This is a genomic window from Leucobacter sp. gxy201 (genome assembly GCF_051043335.1).
In the GTDB taxonomy this organism is placed as follows: domain Bacteria; phylum Actinomycetota; class Actinomycetes; order Actinomycetales; family Microbacteriaceae; genus Leucobacter.
In genome coordinates this window covers 236,587-254,165 of sequence record NZ_JAMXWS010000001.1, presented here as the reverse complement: position 1 = coordinate 254,165, position 17,579 = coordinate 236,587, and the positions used below count along the sequence as shown (strand labels likewise).

Below are 17,579 nucleotides of genomic sequence, written 5' to 3'. Positions count from 1 at the left end.
AACTCCGAGAAGGGCCTCACATCTGTAGCGCTGAGGCTAGAGCGACGAAGCCTCGTCGATGTTCACCTCGTCGGCACCCGCGAGCTTCCGGCGACGCATTGCGTACACCGTAGCTGTCGCACCGCCCGCGAGCAGGGCTGCGCCGGCCAGGCCGAACATTGCGAGACTCGGTCCACCCGTGGTGGCGAGCTTCTCAATGACCGGCGGCACCGGGATGAAGGGCTTCTCCTTCACCTCGAAATTCTCCGACGGCTCACCGCACTTGCCGACATGAACGGCGGTCTTCTCGCCGTCCTCGATCAGCCACAGGGTCTCGACGTAGCCGCCGAGGCCGACGTGCTTCTCCGTCGTGGTGACCTTCTTCGACTCGTACCGGCCAGGCTTGTCGACCTTCACTCCAGTAGCGTCCTCGAAGTCCTTGATCTCAGTTTCGGGCGAGCACACGAGCTTGTCGCCCTCGCGCTCGTACGCCTTGAACGTGACCTCGTACTCGACGCGCTCCGAGATGGGGCCCTCCACGATGGCGGTGTCCCAAATGTCGTCACCGACGACAACGCTCGACTGCGCTTCAGTTTTCACCTTGGGGTAGTCGACGACGGTCTTCTCGTTTTCGATACCGCACTTGCCCTCGTGGACGAGCACTTCCTCGCCCTCGGGCGGAGTGACGTAATAGCGCTCGACCCAGTAACCGGTGCCGACGCTGTTCGCGAGCACGGCAGGCGAATCGACATTCCCGGTCTGGGTGACCTCCACACGATCCGTGGTCGCTACCGGCTGCGCGAGGCAGACAGCAGCGGGGTCCGTGAGTTCTTCCTCGGTCCAGAGGACGGGCTCGCCGGCTTCGTCGAGCACCTTCTCCCAGTTCGAGTCGTACTTCGGCTCGCCGGCCTTCGGCTGGAGATAGTAGGTGAAGTCGATCTCGTTCTTCGCGTTGTCGACGATCGAGCCTTCTACGAGCGCGGTGTCATGGATGTCGCCCTTGTAGGCGCCGTCCGGCTGAGCCTGAGTCGAGACCTCGGGGCGAGTAATCTCGGCGGTCTCGGACGGTACACCGAAGTCGTCGCAGTATTCCTTCGCCTTGCCCGCGGCGTTCTCGGCTTGGTCCTCGTCGAGGAGGCACCACTGCACGGTGACGTACTTGTCGTCGCTCGTGTACGGAATCTGCACTGCCTCCGACGTGAACGTCTCGTCGGGACTGTCGATGTTCATCATCGTGGTGGTGAGCACTTCGGCGTCGGCCGGAGCCGTGGCCTGCTGCTCCGGCTTCTCATCGAGCGTGTACACGGTACCGCGGAGCGTGAACGGGGTACGTCCGCCGTCGGTCTGCAGCCATCCGCCCTTGTTCAGGTATACGGAGACATCATCGGTGAAGGTGCCACCGATCGTGACCGAGTCCGTGGACAGCTGAGTCGTGAAGCTGATGTCCGACGGGGTGATCTGCCCCTCGGAGACCTTGCCGAACCCGTCCGTGAAGTAGTAGTTCTCCGGAAGCGACGGGTGCCCGCCAGGAGGATTCGTGATCGACGAAAGCTGCTCTTCGTATTCGATGGTCCAGACCCACGAGTAATAGCCTGCTTCCTTCGACACGCCCTCAACCGTGGGCGCGTACGTGCCAGGCCCCGTCACTGTGTCCGTCGTGATCTCGGCAGTCGCAGCGATCGGTGCGTTCTTCGGCGGTTCCGCTGATGGGTTATCTGCCGGATCGCTCAGGAACGGGCCGTACAGCGTCCCTTTCGCCGTGATCGGAGCGAAGATCGTCGCACCGTCACGGACACCGATGCGCCACGGGTTGGAGCCGTCAGCAACATCGAAGGTCACAGTGTCCGAGAAGCTCTCGCCTTCCTGGACGAACTTCGACGGTGTCTCCGTGGTGAGGGAGGGCGACCAGATGGTGTCCGGGTCGATATAGACGGCGTTGTAGTCGCCAGACACTGGAGTAACGCCGCCACCTGCGACGAGGCCCTGTCCGAGACCACCCGGGGTGCCGTAGTAGACCTCGGAGCTTTCGACGTTGTACTGATACTTGCCGGTGACCGTGATCGTGTAGTACCGGTCCCACCCCGCGTCGTCATAGGGAGCTTGACCGACAAAAGGGATGTCGAGCACGCCCGTCGTGCCACCGGGGAACTCGATCCGATTCGTACCGGTCTGAGTGAAGATCGCGTTCTCGATCGTCAGCTCAGTCGTCCCCGGGTCCGCCGTCACGTAGCCCGCGTAGGGGCCGGTATGAGTGATGCGAGGATCGCTCGGCGCCCCGATCGCGGCACCCGCGTTTACGGCCTCGCCGATCATCGCGTCCGCGAAGGCGACGACGTCGGGGCCGACGCCGGCCTGCATGTAGGCGAGGGCCTGCTGGTAGCCGGCGGATGCGCCACCGGAGCGCAGCTGCCAGAGCGCGATCTGCACCGCGGCGGCCTGATGGTTGTCAGCCGTCGCGCCATAATGGCTGAGCACGTAGTTGTAGTACTTCAGCATGTCGCCCGAGAGTTCAGGAGCAGAAATACCGGTGAAGGTCTGACCGTTCACCATGTACGAGCCGACCGAGTATGCCGGGAGCGCGGATGTTGCTCCGAGCGCCGGGTTGTTCCCCATGACGGTCGCCTTGCCGAGCTCCGCGCAGTAGACGATGTAGCCGTCAGCGTGCAGGAAGTTACCGGCTCCGGTATCACCACCGAACCAGACACCCGCCCCCAAACTGACTGCCGATGCGGGTGCAGCGGTAAGCATGGAGGTGCCGAATGCGCTGCCAGTGCCGAGCAGGAGGCCCGCTACGAGCAGTGCCCCGCTTGCGCGTCTGATACCGCGCTTTCTTCTTTCGCGCCGATTCAGACGCTGCGTTTCTTTCAATGACATGAAAGGCCTTTCTTGTCGTAGATGCGATAGGTTCGCCATCCACCGGCAAGAAGCAACCTCACGCGCAGTTCGCAATAGGCACAGGAAGGGAGAAGCCCCGGCTTCACAAAGTTTTCGTGAAGCCAGGGCTTATCTCACCACTCGTCCTCTCCGCCAGATCCGGGAGGTGCGTAGGTGGGGCAACCGTTTCCGGAGCCCCCAGTCGGGTACCAACCCGGAGGGGGCGGGAGGCATCCACCGCCGCCGGGGACGTAGCCGGGATCGTAGCCACCGCCACCGCCCGCCGGCGGCGCGGTGCCTCCGCCACCGGCAGGAGGCACGTATCCTCCCCCACCGCCACCGCCGGCCCAGCCTGTGTCGACCCAGCCACCGCCGCCGCCAGCCCAGCCCGTGTCGACCCAGCCACCCGTGCCTGGATCGACGTAGCCGCCGGCACCTGCCGCGGCAGCCGCCGCCGCTGCCTCCGCTGCGGCAGCCTGCGCCACCGCCTCGGTTTCAGCAGCCGTCGCTGCCGCCACCGCATCGGCGTACGACTTGAGCTTGACCGACAACATCGTCACGAGCGCCGCATCTGAAATCTCTACGGGCTTCTTCGTGTTCGTGCTGGCGGTGAGGATCAGCGCATCAGGCGAGATCTCCGTGATCTTTGCCGTGTCGGCCGCAGCTTTCGCCGCGCTCGTCACAGCAGCATGCGTATCGGGCACCGACTGAGTCACCGCGGTCACTGCGGCGACCTGCTTCGGAGCATTCGCGCTCGCGTCCCGCACCGATTCCAATGCACCGGCCACCGCATCCGCGACAATCCCGCGGCGGTCATCGCGCAGCAGCTCGGCTTGCGCGGCCGCGGTCGCCTGCTTGGCCACTTTGAGTTCCTGCTTTGCTGCTTCGAGTCGCTCAGACGAGTACTCCCCGACCTTCATAGGTTCGACGTCCGCAGCTTCCCACGTCACCACTTCACCGAGCGCGACCGCGTCAATGCCCGTCCACTGCGACACTTTCACCCCGGCAGATTTCAGAGTCTTAGTCGCCTGATCTGCGAGCGCCTGGTCCTCTTCTGACACTGCATCTTTTGGCAGCTTTTCAGCAATCGACTCCCCTGCAGTCTTCAGTGCCTTCGCTTGCTCCGCGGTGAATATCGGATCGGCCGTTTCGCCGAGCTGCTTGAGGCGATCGGCCACCCCCTTCGCTTCTGCGAGCTCTTTAACGCTCAACACAGATGCGAGGTCGGCACCCAGCTGAAGTTCTGCAGCCACTGTCCGCTGCTCGTTCACCTCGTCAACGACGGCCGCGTACTCGGCGCGCTGCTGCTCCTGATGGACCAGCGCGCCAACCGTGGTGCCCGTCGCTGCTAGCGCTGCGACCAATATCGCGCCGCCGATCAGCAGCACCTTCCGCTTGGGCTTTCTCGTCGGGGTCCGGGTGGCGCCTGCAGCGCCGTCATCATCAGTCACGTTTTCCATGATTGCCTTTCGTTTCGGTCCCCTTCGTCACCCCCGACATTGAGGGTAGAGGAGACCACTGACGTTCGAGAACTCGAACTAAGGGATAGGGATGCCTACTGCGACGGCGAGTGGCAGGTACAACTGGCTTATTAAGAGCCGTGCATTCCGCACTGTTCGGACTCACACATTCGCCACCGCCGAAACCCCGGCTGGTTCTGACGTATCACCCTGCTCGAGCAGCCCCTCGTCTTCCATTCGTTTCAGGAACCTCTGCCCTGTTTTCGGAGTTTTCCCGCCAAGCCAGTCCCCTACGACCTTGCCTGTAGGCCGCTTCCCCTCACGAACGACGTAGTCGAGTACAAGCTCACGCACTTCGTCGTCACCGGCCTCAATAAGGTCCGGGTTCACCAGACGCAAGGGAGCCGGCGCCGTCGGCTCCTCCCGGACTGGTTCGGCACTGTACGCAGCAGCGCTTGGGGTCGAGACCTTATTCGGCGGCTCGGGTGCCGGAGCTTGGCGGCGGGGCGCGAACTCAGCTCGGTCTCGCAGCGCCTGCAGTTTCGCGCGTTCCTTCTCGTCAGGGATCAGCATCATCACGAGATGCGTGATCGCCAGCAGCGCCGCGGGCGGCGTCGACGCGAGAATCGCTGCAGCCCACGGGCTGGTCACGGTCATGTCTGCCGCACGCCACGCATGCGTAGCGTTTGCCACGATTGAAACCCCTGAGAGCAGAATGAACGTAGTGTAAGCAAGCCAGCGTCCGCTCACACCGCGCATCCTGAACTGAGCAGCAGCGATCATCGTTGCCACCGTCCCCACGTCCACAAGTACTGGGAACAGTTCAGGAAGCGGCAGTCCGTTCACGCGGGCAACATCAATGAGAGTCGCGTACGAGATCGCCATTGCCGAGACGCCCACGATCGCCAGAGGGATCCCGAGCGAGGCGACCATGGCCCAAGTGCGTGTGGGTTTCTTAGCCATGAGTTATCCAATCCGACAGCATCCGCGACCCGGTTTCACCGGCTCGGAACTCGTTCTTGAAGTGCGTGAGTGCGCGTGCATGCGATGCAGAGCTTGATACCCGGAAATCAGGATCGAGCAGGAACTGGCCCATCAAGCTCGTGGACGCAGCTCGAGGCCGCGAACCGCGCGCAATCTTCATGACCGCGATGACTTGCTCGAGCGTCAGAGTCGGGCACATCCTGTGCGCCGCACGGCGCTCGTCCGTCTCATACGAGAGCCGCTGAGGAGGGTTGACCGCAGTCCACATAAGCAGTTCCCGAATCGCTACATGATGCTTCTCAGGCGTCACCTGCGCGACCAGCGCGAACGTCAAGTCAACTACTTCCTGGATCGGTGTGTGCGGCGACTCGTCGTCCTCGATCGGCATCGGGATCATTTCGGCAGCCTCGATCGGCACGCCGCGGGTCCCCCACTGCTCCTGCCCCCAACGGACAGCGCACGCCCACAGGTATGCCCACGGATTCTCCGCGGTCGCCGCGTACCGTGCCGGCCCAGCCTCACCGTCTTGCCGAGTTGCGAGCAACTGCTCGACGATCATGTTCACGACCTCGTCGCGTTCGAGGTCATATCCCCAACCGCGTGCCGCACCCTTCAGGCCGGGAGCAAAGAACTCAGTCAACTGCTCAATGAACGCAAGACCCTCAGCAGTGTTGAGAAACTGTCCGCCCTGATCGGCGAGCTCAGTGAGGGTTGCTCGTTGACGCCACAGGTCAAAGCGTTCCACGCTAGCCATTTTCGGCCTCCAGTTCCAGGTCTCGGATGGTTTCTTCGGACAGCATGCGGGTGACCTCTCCGCCGAGCCGCGCCAGGTTCTGGGACGGGTCGCCCCCGAGTCGACATTCGATGGCGACTACACGGGAAAGGCCGTGTGTGAGCGCGATACGAATCGCGCGCAGCTGCTCGCCCGCGACTTGGTTACCTCGCGCGGCCGACATCAGGTCCTGCCCGAGTTCCCCGCCCAGCCGCTCCTGCAGCAACGTGGTCTCCGACAAAGTCTTGTCGAGCCGCTTCTCCAGCAGCAGCCGCTGCGTCTCGGCAGGATCCTGCTGCGACCGCGATGCGCGCTCCTGCAGTTGCAGCAGCGACTTGTGCACCGCATCCACCGACGCGCCAGGCCGCTGCAGCTTCTTCAGCCCCTTCTCGGCAGCTTCCCGGAGCTCCTCCGGAGCGGACTCGGACTGAGCCACCTGTCGGATGTCGGTGATCTTGTTGATCGTGTCCAGCGAGATCCCCGTCACCTGCTTCGCCGACTGCGGAAGGGAAAGAACTTCCGCATTTTCCCGGTTATTGGAATTTCCAATAACCGGGATCTCGTGCCCTCGCACCTGAGTCTGGGCTTGTTTCGCCTTGGCCCGCGATTTGAATGCCGGCTCGTATATCTTGGTCCACGCTTCTTCAATTTCGAGAGGTGTCAGCTGGAGGCGGACGCGGTTCGCTTCGGCTTCGAGCAACGCCCGGTCCTCCGGCGTGACGTCTTGGAGGATGAGGGCGGAGATATGCTCCCACCCGGCCTGACGTGCCGCTTCGAGGCGATGCCGGCCATCGATGAGTACCAGGTCTGCGTCGACCACGATGGGCTGCAGTTGCAGCTGGCCACCGAGCGAATCGAACGACTCCCGAACCGCCTTCACGTGCGCGTCGTTGAGTTTGCGCTGACGCTCACGAACAACCACATCAACGACGGGCACTGGCTTCCAATCCTGGCGAACATCGCCACGGATCAATCCCTCGGTCATGCTTTCACTCCATTTCGGTCAAGTTCGCGGCTTACCTCTGCAGGCACTCTGTCTCGCGTCCAGATGAGGTCTTTCGCTTCGCTGTGCACGGCGCACAGGTGCTGCCGCTGCGGGTTTGTCCGGCAGCTGCACAACGAAGCACGCTCAGCATGATCAGGGCAGTAGCTCCGCAGCATCGGCAACAGCACCAGCGCCCAGCCGCTCTCCACCAAACGCGCAAGCTCTCGGACCTGGTCTTCCCACCCCGCATCAGCAGGCACAGGCCATACGGTTTCGACGGCCCAGCAGCTCGGCTTCCAGCGCCCTTTCGGCGTCGCAAGCTCGCAGCGGATGCCGACGATTTCTCGCTTCACTACGCGGCCCATCAGCGTCCACCTCCAAACGACAGTTCGGTCTCGAGCTCGCTGTACACGGCGTCGACTGTGCGGCGCGGCACCCCGCAGTTGACGCAATGCGATCTGGCGATCTCGCCCCACGATTCGGGGCCCCACCAGTGGTTCCCGACCTGGCAGTCGTCGGCCGTTGACCGAGTCTCCTCACCGCCCTGTCGTGGGCGAGGCGCCAGGTATGGCTCGAGGGCGGCCTGCCAGCGTTCCGGCGCCTGCACGATCGACTTCGCGCAGTACGCCGGCGGGTACTTCACTCCGCCGGCTTGCCGGTTCGCGCCGAGGATCTCACGGCAAGCCCGCACCAGGTCGAGGCTCTCGATTGGCACTCGTCCCCGAAGCTCGCGAGCAAGCGCCGCTACCGAAAGCGAGGGGTGAATCTCTGCGAGTCCCGCGTCGAGTTCCGCAACGTCGATGCCGACTGTGGCCGGCGCATCTTCGCGCGCACGCTCGGTGCTGGAGGGATGGGAAGGATTGGATTTATTAATCCCATCCAATCCCATCCTTTTCTCTTCCTTAAAGGACTGCGGATTTTCCGCCGTGTGCGGATTATCCGCACACGGAATCTCGTCCACTGCGGATTTTCCGCAGTCCGGCTGATCTGGGGTTTTAGAAACCACTGCGGATTTTCCGCATACGGGATCTTCGACCGCTGCCAGGTAGTCCTCGTACGGCTCATCCAGCTCAATTACCGCGTCTTCCAGCCGTACCGAGAAGTCCGGTTCAGGGTCCTGGAGGAACAGCCGAAACCGGCGCTGTCCGCCGCGGTGCCGGCCGTCACGGTCGACGTGATTGTGCGGAAAACGGTCGCGCACTTCGACGATGAAGCCGCACTCGATCAGCGTTCTCTTCGCCGACTGCCAGGCATCCTTCCCCAGACCGAGCATTCTCTGCGAGTCAGTCTGCGTTGGCATCTTCGCGGGATCATGCGAGAGCAGGAAGAGCAGGATCGACAACGGATTGCCCGCGAGACGCTGGTCCCTCACCCACCAGTTTCGGTGCTGCCCGAACTGCTCCTCGAAGCTGAGCCTGGGGCGGACGATCATCGGTTCACTCATGAAGCACGCTCCCGGAGAACTTCGGAGAGCTCATCTGCGAGCCTCGCGTCGATCGGCTGAAGACGCCCGTTCTGACGCGTAATGAACGCACAGTGCGTATCCCGCTCCGGGCGGCCGAGCATCAAGTGATGCAGCTCTTGCTGTGCCGTAGCTACTAGGGATGCGAACCTCGAGCGGTCACCCTCGGCCTCAGCCGAACGCATCTGACGCACCAAAGCGGCCAGGAAGTCGAAGGAGTCGGGTGTGGGAGAATTGATGGTCTCGTGGGCTGTGGGTTCGCTTCCAGGCTTTGCCACTGCGCGCGAGACCGTGTCATAGTAGTGAGACACGTTTAGATGTTCCTTTCGGGATGTCACTGAACCCCTGGGGCTGCAACCCCAGGGGTTCGGTCGTTTTGAGCGATCGCAATAGATAGGATCGCGTTCTTGATCAAGTGATACTCGCTCACCCTCATATCGATCACCCCGGCAAGCCTCCTGCTCAACCAGGACTCCGTCACTCCAATCGCCGCAGCAACGTCTCTTGCCGTGACCCCACGATCCTTTCGCAGAGCCGTCAGCTCTCTGGCTGCATCTTCGTCCGAGTTCGGCACCTTGCGATCACCTCTCATTCTTTCGCTCAGTGCAATTCTAGAATCATATTTGCGATGATTGCAAATATCGATTGAAAATTCTTGCGGAGGTTGCAATCATTTGTGAGAATTGGAACATGACAATGCTCATGCCAGAACAAGGACTCGGCCCGCAAGTGGACGACGTATTGAATGGCCGCCTTTTGGCACTTCTACTGCGCCGCGGCGTCTCCAAGTCGCGCCTCGCCGAGGAGATTGGCGTTTCGGCGTCAGGAGTCTCCCGGAGACTCAAAGGCCATACGGAGTGGACTCTTAACGAGATGCGTGCAGCGGCCAAATTACTGGGCACCTCAGTGGGTTTCTTGCTCGGCGAAGTAGATACCGACTCCACTCCCGATAACGCAACAACCCCCGCCGAGGCGGGGGTTGAGGCAGAGAATGACAGTGCCCCCAGTAGGGATCGAACCTACGACCTGCGGATTAAAAGTCCGTAGCTCTACCGCTGAGCTATAGGGGCAACGCCCTCCAGCTTAGAGCATGCCGGCCTCCCGGAGCGCCAAGCCCGCCGCACCGTCCGAGTCGCTACGCGACGTGCACCCAGGGCCGCAGCGCCGGGTCGGGCTCGGCCTCGCGCAGCACCTCGCGCGTGGTCGGCGCGATCTCCCCCTCGCCGAAGAGCAGGAACCGCAGCAGGTGCTTCACGGGGCTGCCCTCGGTCCACCGGAAGTACACGTGCGGCGTGCAACCGTACTCCCGGCGCAGATGCAGCGCCACTGCGGCGAGCGCGTTCGGCACCGTGCTGCCGCGCACGGTGAGCACGCGATACCCGTGGCGCGTGGTGCCGTGCACCTGCAGATCGTCCTCGAAGTCCGAGCTGTCCGAGATCTCGACCTCGATGAAGAGCACGGAGGTATCGGGCCCGTTCACGGCGCCCCGCTCCCCCAGCGCACGCAGGCCGTGGGCGACGCGCGCATGGCGCAGCTTGCGCGCATACTTCTCGGCGGTGAGGTCGCTCGGCTCGTGGGCGATGAGCCGCACCGTGCCGCCGGGCTCGGCACCGGCACTCGCACCCGCCCCGGCACCCGTCCCCGCACTCGCCGCGGCGCACGCATCGACGTACTCGACCGCGGCTTCGTCGAGGTGCACCGCGGTCGCCCGCAGCTCGGTCGCTCGGGCGATGCGCGACACGAAGCTCACGGCGACGATGCCGGCGATGAACCAGGCCGCGATCTTGATGCCGTCGGGCCGTTCGATGATGTTCGCGACGGTCGTGTAGAGGAAGACGGCGCTGACGATGCCGAACCCGATCGTGGCGGGCCGCTGGCGGCGGCTGCGCGCGGAGAGCGTGACGGCGATCGCCGCCGAGGTGATGAGCACGAGCACGCCGGTCGCATATGCGCTGCCCTGTGCGTCGACGCTCGCGCCGAACACGACGGTGATGAAGAACGCGATCGCGGTGAAGACGAGCGCGAGCGGCCGGGTCGCCCGCGCCCATGACGGCGCCATGCCGTAGTGCGGCAGGTACCGAGGTACGAGGTTGAGCAGACCGGCCATGGCCGAGGCGCCCGCGAACCAGAGGATCGCGATCGTGAGCAGATCGTAGACGGTGCCGAATCCATTGCCGAGGTACTCGTGGGCGAGATAGGCGAGCGCGCGCCCGTTCGCGGCGCCGTCGGGCTCGAACTCCTGCGCAGGGATGAGCGCGATCGTGGTGATGGAGGAGGCGATGAGGAAGCCGCTCATGATGAGCGCCGACGTGGTGAGCAGCCGCTTCGCACCGCGGATGCGCCCGGCCGGATGCTGCTCGGTGTCGTCGGCCTCGCCGCGTATCTGCGGCATGACCGCGACGCCGGTCTCGAAGCCCGAGAGGCCGAGCGCGAGCTTCGGGAACACGATCAGGGCGATAGCGACGGCGAAGATCGGGTTTCCGTGCTGCGTGGTGAGCACCCTCCACCACTCGCCGAGCACGACGGGGTGCAGAGCGAGCTGCGCCAGGGCGACCGCCACGACGACGAGGTTCACGGCGAGGAAGCCGGCGACGAGCACGGTCGCGATCCGGATGGCCTCGCGGAAGCCCCGCAGGAACACGATGCCGAGGCCGGCGAGCAGCGCGATCGTGATGACGACCTCCTGCCCGTGCAGCGCGGCCGGGGCGAAAGGGTTCTCGACGAGGTGCGCCGTCGCGTCGGCGGCCGACAGCGTCATCGTGATCATGAAGTCGGTCGCGGCGAAGCCGAGCAGCACGAGGATGGCGAGCTTGCCGCTCCAGCGCGGCAGATGCTCGGCGAGCATCGAGATGGAGCCGGTGCCGTGCGGGCTCTCCTCGGCGACCCGGCGGTACACGGGAAGCGCCGCGGCGAGGGTGACGAGCACGAGCACGACGGTCGCGAGCGGGGCGATGGCGCCCGCGGCGAGCGCCGCAATGGCGGGCTGGTAGCCGAGAGTCGAGAAGTAGTCGAGGCCGGTGAGGCACATGACGCGCAGCCAGTGCTGGCGGCTCTGCGATTCGGGCCGCCCGTGGGGGCCGGGGTGGCGCCCCGGGGCCTCGGTGGTCTCGGCGAGCAGCCATCGCGCGAGCCCGGGGCGCAGGCGACCCCGCCCCGCTACCGGTTCTGCCGCGACGGCTTCGAGCGATGAGCCCGAATCAGCACTGCTGTTCACGGCGCCACACTACGCCCGGGCGCGAGCGGCGGGCCTGGGAGTTGCTTGTGAACCCGAGCTGTCTGCCGCGGACGGCATCGATCCCTGCCCCCACGAAGCAGCAGGGACAGGGATCGACAACGCCGAACGCGCGGTGACGCGGGGCTAAGGCGGGTCTCCGTCGCCTATCCGAAGCGACCAGCGCGCTCGCTCGGCGACGGCAGACATTTCTGGCTGCCGTGCGAGGGCGCCGCGACCGTCTCGGTCGCGGGTCTCCGTCGCCTATCCGAAGCGACCGGAGACATAGTCCTCGGTCGCCTGCACGGCCGGGGCCGAGAAGATCTTCTTGGTGTCGTCGTACTCGATGAGCTTGCCGGGCTTGCCGGTGCCGGCGATGTTGAAGAAAGCGGTGCGGTCGGAGACGCGCGAGGCCTGCTGCATGTTGTGGGTCACGATGACGATCGTGTACTGCTGCTTCAGCTCGTCGATGAGATCCTCGATCGCGAGAGTCGAGATCGGGTCGAGGGCCGAGCACGGCTCGTCCATCAGCAGCACCTCGGGCGACACGGCGATCGCGCGGGCGATGCAGAGTCGCTGCTGCTGGCCGCCGGAGAGGCCTGCGCCGGGCTTGTCGAGGCGGTCCTTGACCTCGTTCCAGAGGTTCGCACCCTGCAGCGAGCGCTCGACGAGGTCGTCGGCGTCGCCCTTCGAGATGCGGCGGTTGTTGAGGCGCACACCGGCGAGCACGTTCTCGCGGATCGACATCGTCGGGAAGGGGTTCGGCCGCTGGAACACCATGCCGACCTGGCGGCGCACGAGCACCGGGTCGACGCCGGTGCCGTAGAGGTCTTCGCCGTCGAGCAGCACTTCGCCTTCGACGTAGGCGCCGGGGATGGCCTCGTGCATCCGGTTCAGCGTGCGCAGGAAGGTCGACTTGCCGCAGCCCGAGGGGCCAATGAAGGCGGTGACGCTGCGCGGCTCGATGTCGATCGAGACGCCTTCGACGGCGAGGAACTTCGAGTAGTAGACGTTGAGGTCGGAAACCTCGATGCGCTTCGACATGCAGTGATTCTTTCTGTGGAGTCTGGGAGATCGTGCGGAGACGGCGGGCGGGGCCTGCCGCGACTACCGGGTCTTCGGGGCGAACACCCGGGCCACGATGCGCGCGACCAGGTTGAGAGCCATCACGATGAGAATGAGGAGCAGGGCCGCGGCCCAGGCGCGCTCGAGGAACGCGAAGGCGGGGTTGCCTTGGTTCGCGAACTGCGTGTACACGTACACGGGCAGCGACTGCATGCGGTCGGCGAACAGGTTGTAGTTCATCGACGCGGTGAACCCGGCGGTGATGAGCAGCGGCGCGGTCTCGCCGATGACGCGGGCGATGGCGAGCATGATGCCGGTCGTGATGCCGGCGATCGAGGTGGGCAGCACGATCTTCATGATGGTGCGCCACTTCGGCACGCCGAGCGCGTACGACGCCTCGCGCAGTTCGTTCGGCACGAGCCGCAGCATCTCTTCGCTCGAGCGCACGACGACAGGGATCATCAGCACCGAGAGCGACACCGCGCCGACGATGCCCATGCGCACGCCGGGCCCGAGGAACACGGCGAAGACGGCGTAGGCGAAGAGGCCCGCGACGATCGACGGGATGCCGGTCATGACGTCGACGAGGAATGTGATGGTCTTCGCGAGGCGCCCGCGGCCGTACTCGACCAGATAGATCGAGGTCATGAGACCGAGCGGCACCGAGATGATGGTGGCGGCGAGGGTGATGAGCAGCGTACCGACCATGGCGTGGAGCGCGCCGCCGCCCTCGCCGGTGACGTTGCGCATCGACGAGTTGAAGAATTCGGCGTCGAAGCGGGCAGCGCCGTTGCCGATCACCGTGATGGCGACCGAGATGAGCGGCACCATGGCGAGCAGGAAGGCGCCCGCCACGAGACCGGTGACGAAGCGGTCGAGCGCCTGACGGCTGCCCTCGACCGAGAAGGAGAGCACCGTGATGACGACGAGGTAGCCGATGGCGCCGATGAGCACGGCGCCGACGAGCGAGAACTCGCCGCCCGACGCTAGTGCGAGCAGGGCGAAGAGCGCGATCGAGGCGGCGAAGCTCGCCGCGAGCACGACCCACGGAATACGGCGCGAGAGCCGGTTGCCTGCGAGCGTGGAGCCGGCGCTGACCGGGCGGATGGTGAGGGCCACTGGGCGACTTCCCTTTTCTGTGCGTTGCGTCTGCTGCAGCATCAGTTCGCCCCTGAGAACTCGGCGCGACGGCTGATGATCCAGCGGGCGAGCGCGTTCACGAGGAAGGTCACGATGAACAGGATGAGACCGGTTGCGATGAGCACGTTGATGTTCTCGCCGTAGGCCTCGGGGAACGAGAGCGCGATGTTCGCGGCGATGGTCGAGGGGTTCTCGGCGGCGAGCAGCTTGAAGCTGACGATGCCCGTCGCCGAGAGCACCATGGCGACGGCCATGGTCTCGCCGAGCGCGCGGCCGAGGCCGAGCATCGCGGCCGAGATGATGCCCGGGCGCCCGAACGGGAGCACGGCCATCCGGATCATTTCCCACCGCGTCGCGCCGAGGGCGAGCGCGGCCTCCTCGTGCAGCGGCGGGGCCTGCAGGAAGATCTCGCGGCAGATCGCGGTCATGATCGGGAGGATCATCACGGCGAGCACGAGGGCGGCGGTGAGGATGGTGCGGCCGGTGCCCGAGACGACGCCGCTGAAGAGCGGGATCCACCCGAGGTTCGCGTTGAGCCAGGCGTACACCGGCTGCGCGGCCGGGGCGAGCACGCCGATGCCCCAGAGGCCGTAGACCACGCTGGGCACGGCCGCGAGCAGGTCGACGACGTAGCCGAGCATGCTGGCGAGCTTGCGGGGCGCGTAGTGCGAGATGAAGAGGGCGATGCCGATCGACAGCGGCAGCGCGAAGAGCAGGGCGAGGGCCGCGGCCCAGACCGTGCCGAAGACGAGGGGGCCGACGTAGGCCCAGAAGTTCGTGGTGAGCAGTGACGCGTTCTCGCCGGTCGCGGTGAACGCCGGCATGCTGCGGACGATGAGGAAGATCGCGACGGCGGCGAGGGTGACGAGGATCATGCTGCCGGCGAAGGTCGCCGAGCGGGAGAACACACGATCGCCGATGCTCAGCACGGGCTTCGGCGTGGTCGCGGGTGAAGTCACGAGGTGCGTTCCTTACAGACTAGGGGCGTCGAACGGAGTGGTGCGGGGCGCACGGCGGCGGGCCGGGCGACCGGCAGGAGCGGGGCACCGCGCCGAATCAGGGGCTGACCCTGTTCTGCGACGATACCCCGCTCCGGTGCGGTTACTTGATCGCGTCGATCGCGACCTGCGCCTGTGCGCGCAGATCGTCCGAGATCGGGGCGCTGCCCGCTGCCTCTGCGGCGACGTCCTGGCCCTCGGCGCTCACGATGTAGCCGAAGTACTCTTTGACGAGCTCGGCGCTCGCGGCATCGGTGTACTCCTCGCAGCCGACGAGGTAGCTGACGAGCACGATCGGGTAGACGCCGGCCTCGGTCGAGGTGCGGTCGAGCTCGATCGCGAGGTCGTGCTCGGTGCGGTCGGCCTCGAGGGTCGACGCGTCGACGATCGCCGATGCGGCCTCGGGAGTGTACTCGACGAACTCCTCGCCGACCTTGATCTTGACGGTGCCGAGGTCGCCGGCCTTCGAGGCGTCGGCGTAGCCGATGGTGCCGACGCCGTTGCTGACGGCCTCGACGACGCCCGAGGTGCCCTGCGCGCCCTCGCCGCCGAGCTCGGTCGGCCACTCCTCGATCGCACCCGAGGTCCACGCCTCGGGAGCTGCGGCCTCGAGGTACTCGGTGAAGTTGCCGGTGGTGCCCGACTTGTCGGAGCGGTGCACGGCCGAGATCGCGGTGTCCGGGAGGGTCGCGTCGGGGTTGAGCGCGGCGATCGCGGGGTCGTTCCAGGTGGTGATCTTGCCCGAGAAGATGCCGGCGACGGTCGCGGCATCCATGTTCAGGCTGTCGACGCCGTCGACGTTGAAGACGATGGCGATCGGCGAGATGTATGCAGGAATCTCGACGACGTCGCCGGTGGCGCAGCCGTCGAAGGGGCCGGCCGCGATCTCGTCGGTCTTGAATGCGCGGTCCGAGCCGGCGAATGCGGCGGCGCCCTGCTGGAAGGTCTCGCGACCCGCACCCGAACCGGTGGGGTCGTAGTTGATGGTGACATCGGCGTTGGCGGTCTGGAAACCGGCGATCCATGCCTCCTGGGCTGCACCCTGCGAAGAGGCGCCCGAGCCGGAGAGCTCGCCCGAGAGGCCGCTCGAGGCGGCGGCACCCTCGGTCGCTGCTTCATTCGCGGCGCAGGAGGTGAGGGCGAGGATGGCGATACCGCCGATAGCGGCGGTCTTGAGCACGGGGGAGAACTTCACTTCTGGTCGTATCCATTTCTCGATGTGATCCGGGGGCCGAGCATGCGAGGCCCGACATGCAGCTACGCTACGGACCCCGGGTAACCGGCGGTCTGCGCGGTGGTGAACGGAAGGTGAACGAAGACCAACGGTCTCTCGCCGCCCTGCAGGGATCGCCCCTCCTCCTCCGCGGCTGGCGCCCGGGGCGCTTATAGGATGATCCGTATGACGAAGCGGCGCGTACTCCACACGGCAACGGCGACCGGAGCGGCTCTACTGCTCGTTCTGGGCTTCGCGGGCTGCGCGCCCGAGGAGCCCGCCCCGGCCCCCGAGAAGCCGGTGGCGACTGAGACGCCGACGCCCGAACCGACCCCGGAACCGCAGCCGGGCGTGGGCCCCGCCTGCCCGACCGAGCACTGCGTATCGGTGGCGGTCGCGGGCGATCTGCTCTTCCACGAGGGCCTCTGGACCCCGTTCGCGATCCCGACCAACGAGGCGGGCAAGAACTTCGACTTCGTGCCGCTCTTCGAGGGAGCGAAGCCCTACCTCGATCGCAGCGATCTCGCCGTCTGCCAGATGGAGACGCCGCTCTCGGCCCCCGGCGGCCCGTACCAGGGCTACCCGAACTTCAATACGCCGCCCGAGGTCGCGGATGCGGCGAAGGCCGTCGGCTTCGATGTGTGCACGACCGCTTCGAACCACAGCGTCGACATGGGCACGGAGGGCCTCGTGCGCACGCTCGACACGCTCGATGCCGCGGGTCTCGCGCACACCGGCACGTACCGGGCCGAGGGCGAGCGCGATGTGCCGCTGATCGTGGAGGCGAACGGCGTGAAGATCGCGATCATCACGAACACCTTCTCGGTGAACGGCAACTTCAACGAGTTCTGGTGGCAGGTCGACTACCGCGAGGAGGAGCCGCGCACCGACCCGGAGCGCGCGATCGCGAAGGCGCAGAAGGCGCGCGAGATGGGGGCCGAGCTCGTCATCGGCGTGCAGCACATCGGCGAGGAGTACTGGAGCCAGCCGACGGGCGGCCAGGTCGAACTGGCGCATCAGCTCGTCGACAGCGGTCAGTTCGACTTCGTGTACGGCCACCACCCGCACGCCATCCAGCCGCTCGAGAACTACAACGGCAAGTGGATCCTCTACAGCACCGGCAACTTCATCAGCGAGAGCGCCCCGCCCGAGAACCGCGTGAACAACGAGTTCCTGCTCAGCCGCGTGCAGTTCGCGAAGCAGCCAGACGGCAGCTGGACGACGAACGACGTCGCGTGGACAGCGGCGACGAACATGCAGAACGGCGGCTACAAGTGGTGCTCGGTCGCCTCGGACATGCCGCAGGGCGTGTGCCAGTCGGAGGGCTTCGACGCCGACGTGCGCGAGCGCACCCGAGCCACCGTCGACTCGATGGCGGCTGCGACCGCCGGCGCCCACGAGTGGCTGATCACGCAGGAGTAGCCCCGCGCTGCGAT

At 65.6% G+C, this 17,579-nt stretch carries 13 protein-coding genes, 1 tRNA gene and 1 pseudogene; 2 read left to right on the top strand and 13 right to left on the bottom strand.

All coding sequences use genetic code 11. The annotated features are described in order from the left end of the window. Positions 1 to 36: 36 nt before the first annotated feature. The 7 genes from NHL51_RS01125 to NHL51_RS01095 form a co-directional block, all read right to left on the bottom strand. Positions 37 to 2,727 (bottom strand): hypothetical protein, encoded by a 2,691-nt coding sequence (locus NHL51_RS01125; RefSeq protein ID WP_434141135.1) that lies wholly within the window; start codon positions 2,725 to 2,727, stop codon positions 37 to 39. A 260-nt stretch (positions 2,728 to 2,987) separates the two neighbouring features. Continuing rightward, positions 2,988 to 4,313: a hypothetical protein gene (locus NHL51_RS01120; RefSeq protein WP_434141133.1), complete on the bottom strand. Its 1,326-nt coding sequence runs from the start codon at positions 4,311 to 4,313 to the stop codon at positions 2,988 to 2,990. Between the two features lie 162 nt (positions 4,314 to 4,475). After that, positions 4,476 to 5,276: a hypothetical protein gene (locus NHL51_RS01115; protein WP_434141132.1), complete on the bottom strand. Its 801-nt coding sequence runs from the start codon at positions 5,274 to 5,276 to the stop codon at positions 4,476 to 4,478. Beyond that, positions 5,269 to 6,051, bottom strand: coding sequence for a hypothetical protein (locus tag NHL51_RS01110; protein ID WP_434141130.1), 783 nt, complete (start codon positions 6,049 to 6,051; stop codon positions 5,269 to 5,271). The genes NHL51_RS01115 and NHL51_RS01110 overlap by 8 nt, the downstream gene beginning before the upstream one ends. Beyond that, the gene (locus NHL51_RS01105) at positions 6,044 to 7,054 is read right to left on the bottom strand and encodes a ParB N-terminal domain-containing protein (protein ID WP_434141129.1); all 1,011 of its coding nucleotides are present in this window, start codon (positions 7,052 to 7,054) and stop codon (positions 6,044 to 6,046) included. The genes NHL51_RS01110 and NHL51_RS01105 overlap by 8 nt, the downstream gene beginning before the upstream one ends. Positions 7,055 to 7,418: 364 nt before the next feature. Further along, positions 7,419 to 8,498 (bottom strand): hypothetical protein, encoded by a 1,080-nt coding sequence (locus NHL51_RS01100; protein WP_434141128.1) that lies wholly within the window; start codon positions 8,496 to 8,498, stop codon positions 7,419 to 7,421. Positions 8,499 to 8,850: 352 nt separating this feature from the next. Beyond that, positions 8,851 to 9,108 carry a helix-turn-helix domain-containing protein gene (locus tag NHL51_RS01095; RefSeq protein ID WP_434141671.1) on the bottom strand — a complete coding sequence of 86 codons (258 nt, stop codon included), beginning with the start codon at positions 9,106 to 9,108 and terminating at the stop codon, positions 8,851 to 8,853. Between the two features lie 98 nt (positions 9,109 to 9,206). Between NHL51_RS01095 and NHL51_RS01090 the strand changes: the two are divergent. Beyond that, a pseudogene (locus NHL51_RS01090) lies at positions 9,207 to 9,452 on the top strand (helix-turn-helix domain-containing protein); the annotation flags it as partial. 62 nt (positions 9,453 to 9,514) lie between these two features. Here NHL51_RS01090 and NHL51_RS01085 read toward each other — a convergent pair. The 6 genes from NHL51_RS01085 to pstS all read right to left on the bottom strand — a co-directional run bounded on the left by NHL51_RS01085 (position 9,515) and on the right by pstS (position 16,125). Continuing rightward, a tRNA-Lys gene (locus NHL51_RS01085) sits at positions 9,515 to 9,586 on the bottom strand. A gap of 65 nt (positions 9,587 to 9,651) precedes the next feature. Next, complete coding sequence (locus tag NHL51_RS01080) at positions 9,652 to 11,544, bottom strand: amino acid transporter (RefSeq protein WP_434141670.1); 1,893 nt, start codon at positions 11,542 to 11,544, stop codon at positions 9,652 to 9,654. Between the two features lie 447 nt (positions 11,545 to 11,991). Beyond that, positions 11,992 to 12,771, bottom strand: a complete 780-nt coding sequence (pstB, locus tag NHL51_RS01075) for a phosphate ABC transporter ATP-binding protein PstB (RefSeq protein WP_434141126.1) — start codon at positions 12,769 to 12,771, stop codon at positions 11,992 to 11,994. A gap of 63 nt (positions 12,772 to 12,834) precedes the next feature. Then, positions 12,835 to 13,953: a phosphate ABC transporter permease PstA gene (pstA, locus tag NHL51_RS01070; RefSeq protein WP_434141124.1), complete on the bottom strand. Its 1,119-nt coding sequence runs from the start codon at positions 13,951 to 13,953 to the stop codon at positions 12,835 to 12,837. Beyond that, positions 13,953 to 14,891, bottom strand: a complete 939-nt coding sequence (gene pstC / locus NHL51_RS01065) for a phosphate ABC transporter permease subunit PstC (protein ID WP_434141122.1) — start codon at positions 14,889 to 14,891, stop codon at positions 13,953 to 13,955. The genes pstA and pstC overlap by 1 nt, the downstream gene beginning before the upstream one ends. Before the next feature lie 142 nt (positions 14,892 to 15,033). Beyond that, a complete protein-coding gene (pstS, locus tag NHL51_RS01060; RefSeq protein WP_434141120.1) occupies positions 15,034 to 16,125 on the bottom strand; it encodes a phosphate ABC transporter substrate-binding protein PstS in 1,092 nt (363 codons plus the stop codon). Positions 16,126 to 16,329: 204 nt separating this feature from the next. On the opposite strand from pstS, the gene NHL51_RS01055 reads away from it, so the two are divergent. After that, complete coding sequence (locus tag NHL51_RS01055) at positions 16,330 to 17,565, top strand: CapA family protein (RefSeq protein WP_434141118.1); 1,236 nt, start codon at positions 16,330 to 16,332, stop codon at positions 17,563 to 17,565. Positions 17,566 to 17,579 lie beyond the last annotated feature (14 nt).

Bases quoted from the DNA above. Each gene is read 5' to 3' on its own strand.
- NHL51_RS01115 (WP_434141132.1), bottom strand. From the start codon at position 5,276: ATGGCTAAGAAACCCACACGCACTTGGGCCATGGTCGCCTCGCTCGGG.
- pstB (WP_434141126.1), bottom strand. From the start codon at position 12,771: ATGTCGAAGCGCATCGAGGTTTCCGACCTCAACGTCTACTACTCGAAG.
- NHL51_RS01105 (WP_434141129.1), bottom strand. From the start codon at position 7,054: ATGACCGAGGGATTGATCCGTGGCGATGTTCGCCAGGATTGGAAGCCA.
- NHL51_RS01055 (WP_434141118.1), top strand. From the start codon at position 16,330: ATGACGAAGCGGCGCGTACTCCACACGGCAACGGCGACCGGAGCGGCT.
- pstA (WP_434141124.1), bottom strand. From the start codon at position 13,953: ATGCTGCAGCAGACGCAACGCACAGAAAAGGGAAGTCGCCCAGTGGCC.
- NHL51_RS01120 (WP_434141133.1), bottom strand. From the start codon at position 4,313: ATGGAAAACGTGACTGATGATGACGGCGCTGCAGGCGCCACCCGGACC.
- NHL51_RS01100 (WP_434141128.1), bottom strand. From the start codon at position 8,498: ATGAGTGAACCGATGATCGTCCGCCCCAGGCTCAGCTTCGAGGAGCAG.
- NHL51_RS01080 (WP_434141670.1), bottom strand. From the start codon at position 11,544: ATGTGCCTCACCGGCCTCGACTACTTCTCGACTCTCGGCTACCAGCCC.
- NHL51_RS01125 (WP_434141135.1), bottom strand. From the start codon at position 2,727: ATGCTTACCGCTGCACCCGCATCGGCAGTCAGTTTGGGGGCGGGTGTC.
- NHL51_RS01095 (WP_434141671.1), bottom strand. From the start codon at position 9,108: ATGAGAGGTGATCGCAAGGTGCCGAACTCGGACGAAGATGCAGCCAGA.
- NHL51_RS01110 (WP_434141130.1), bottom strand. From the start codon at position 6,051: ATGGCTAGCGTGGAACGCTTTGACCTGTGGCGTCAACGAGCAACCCTC.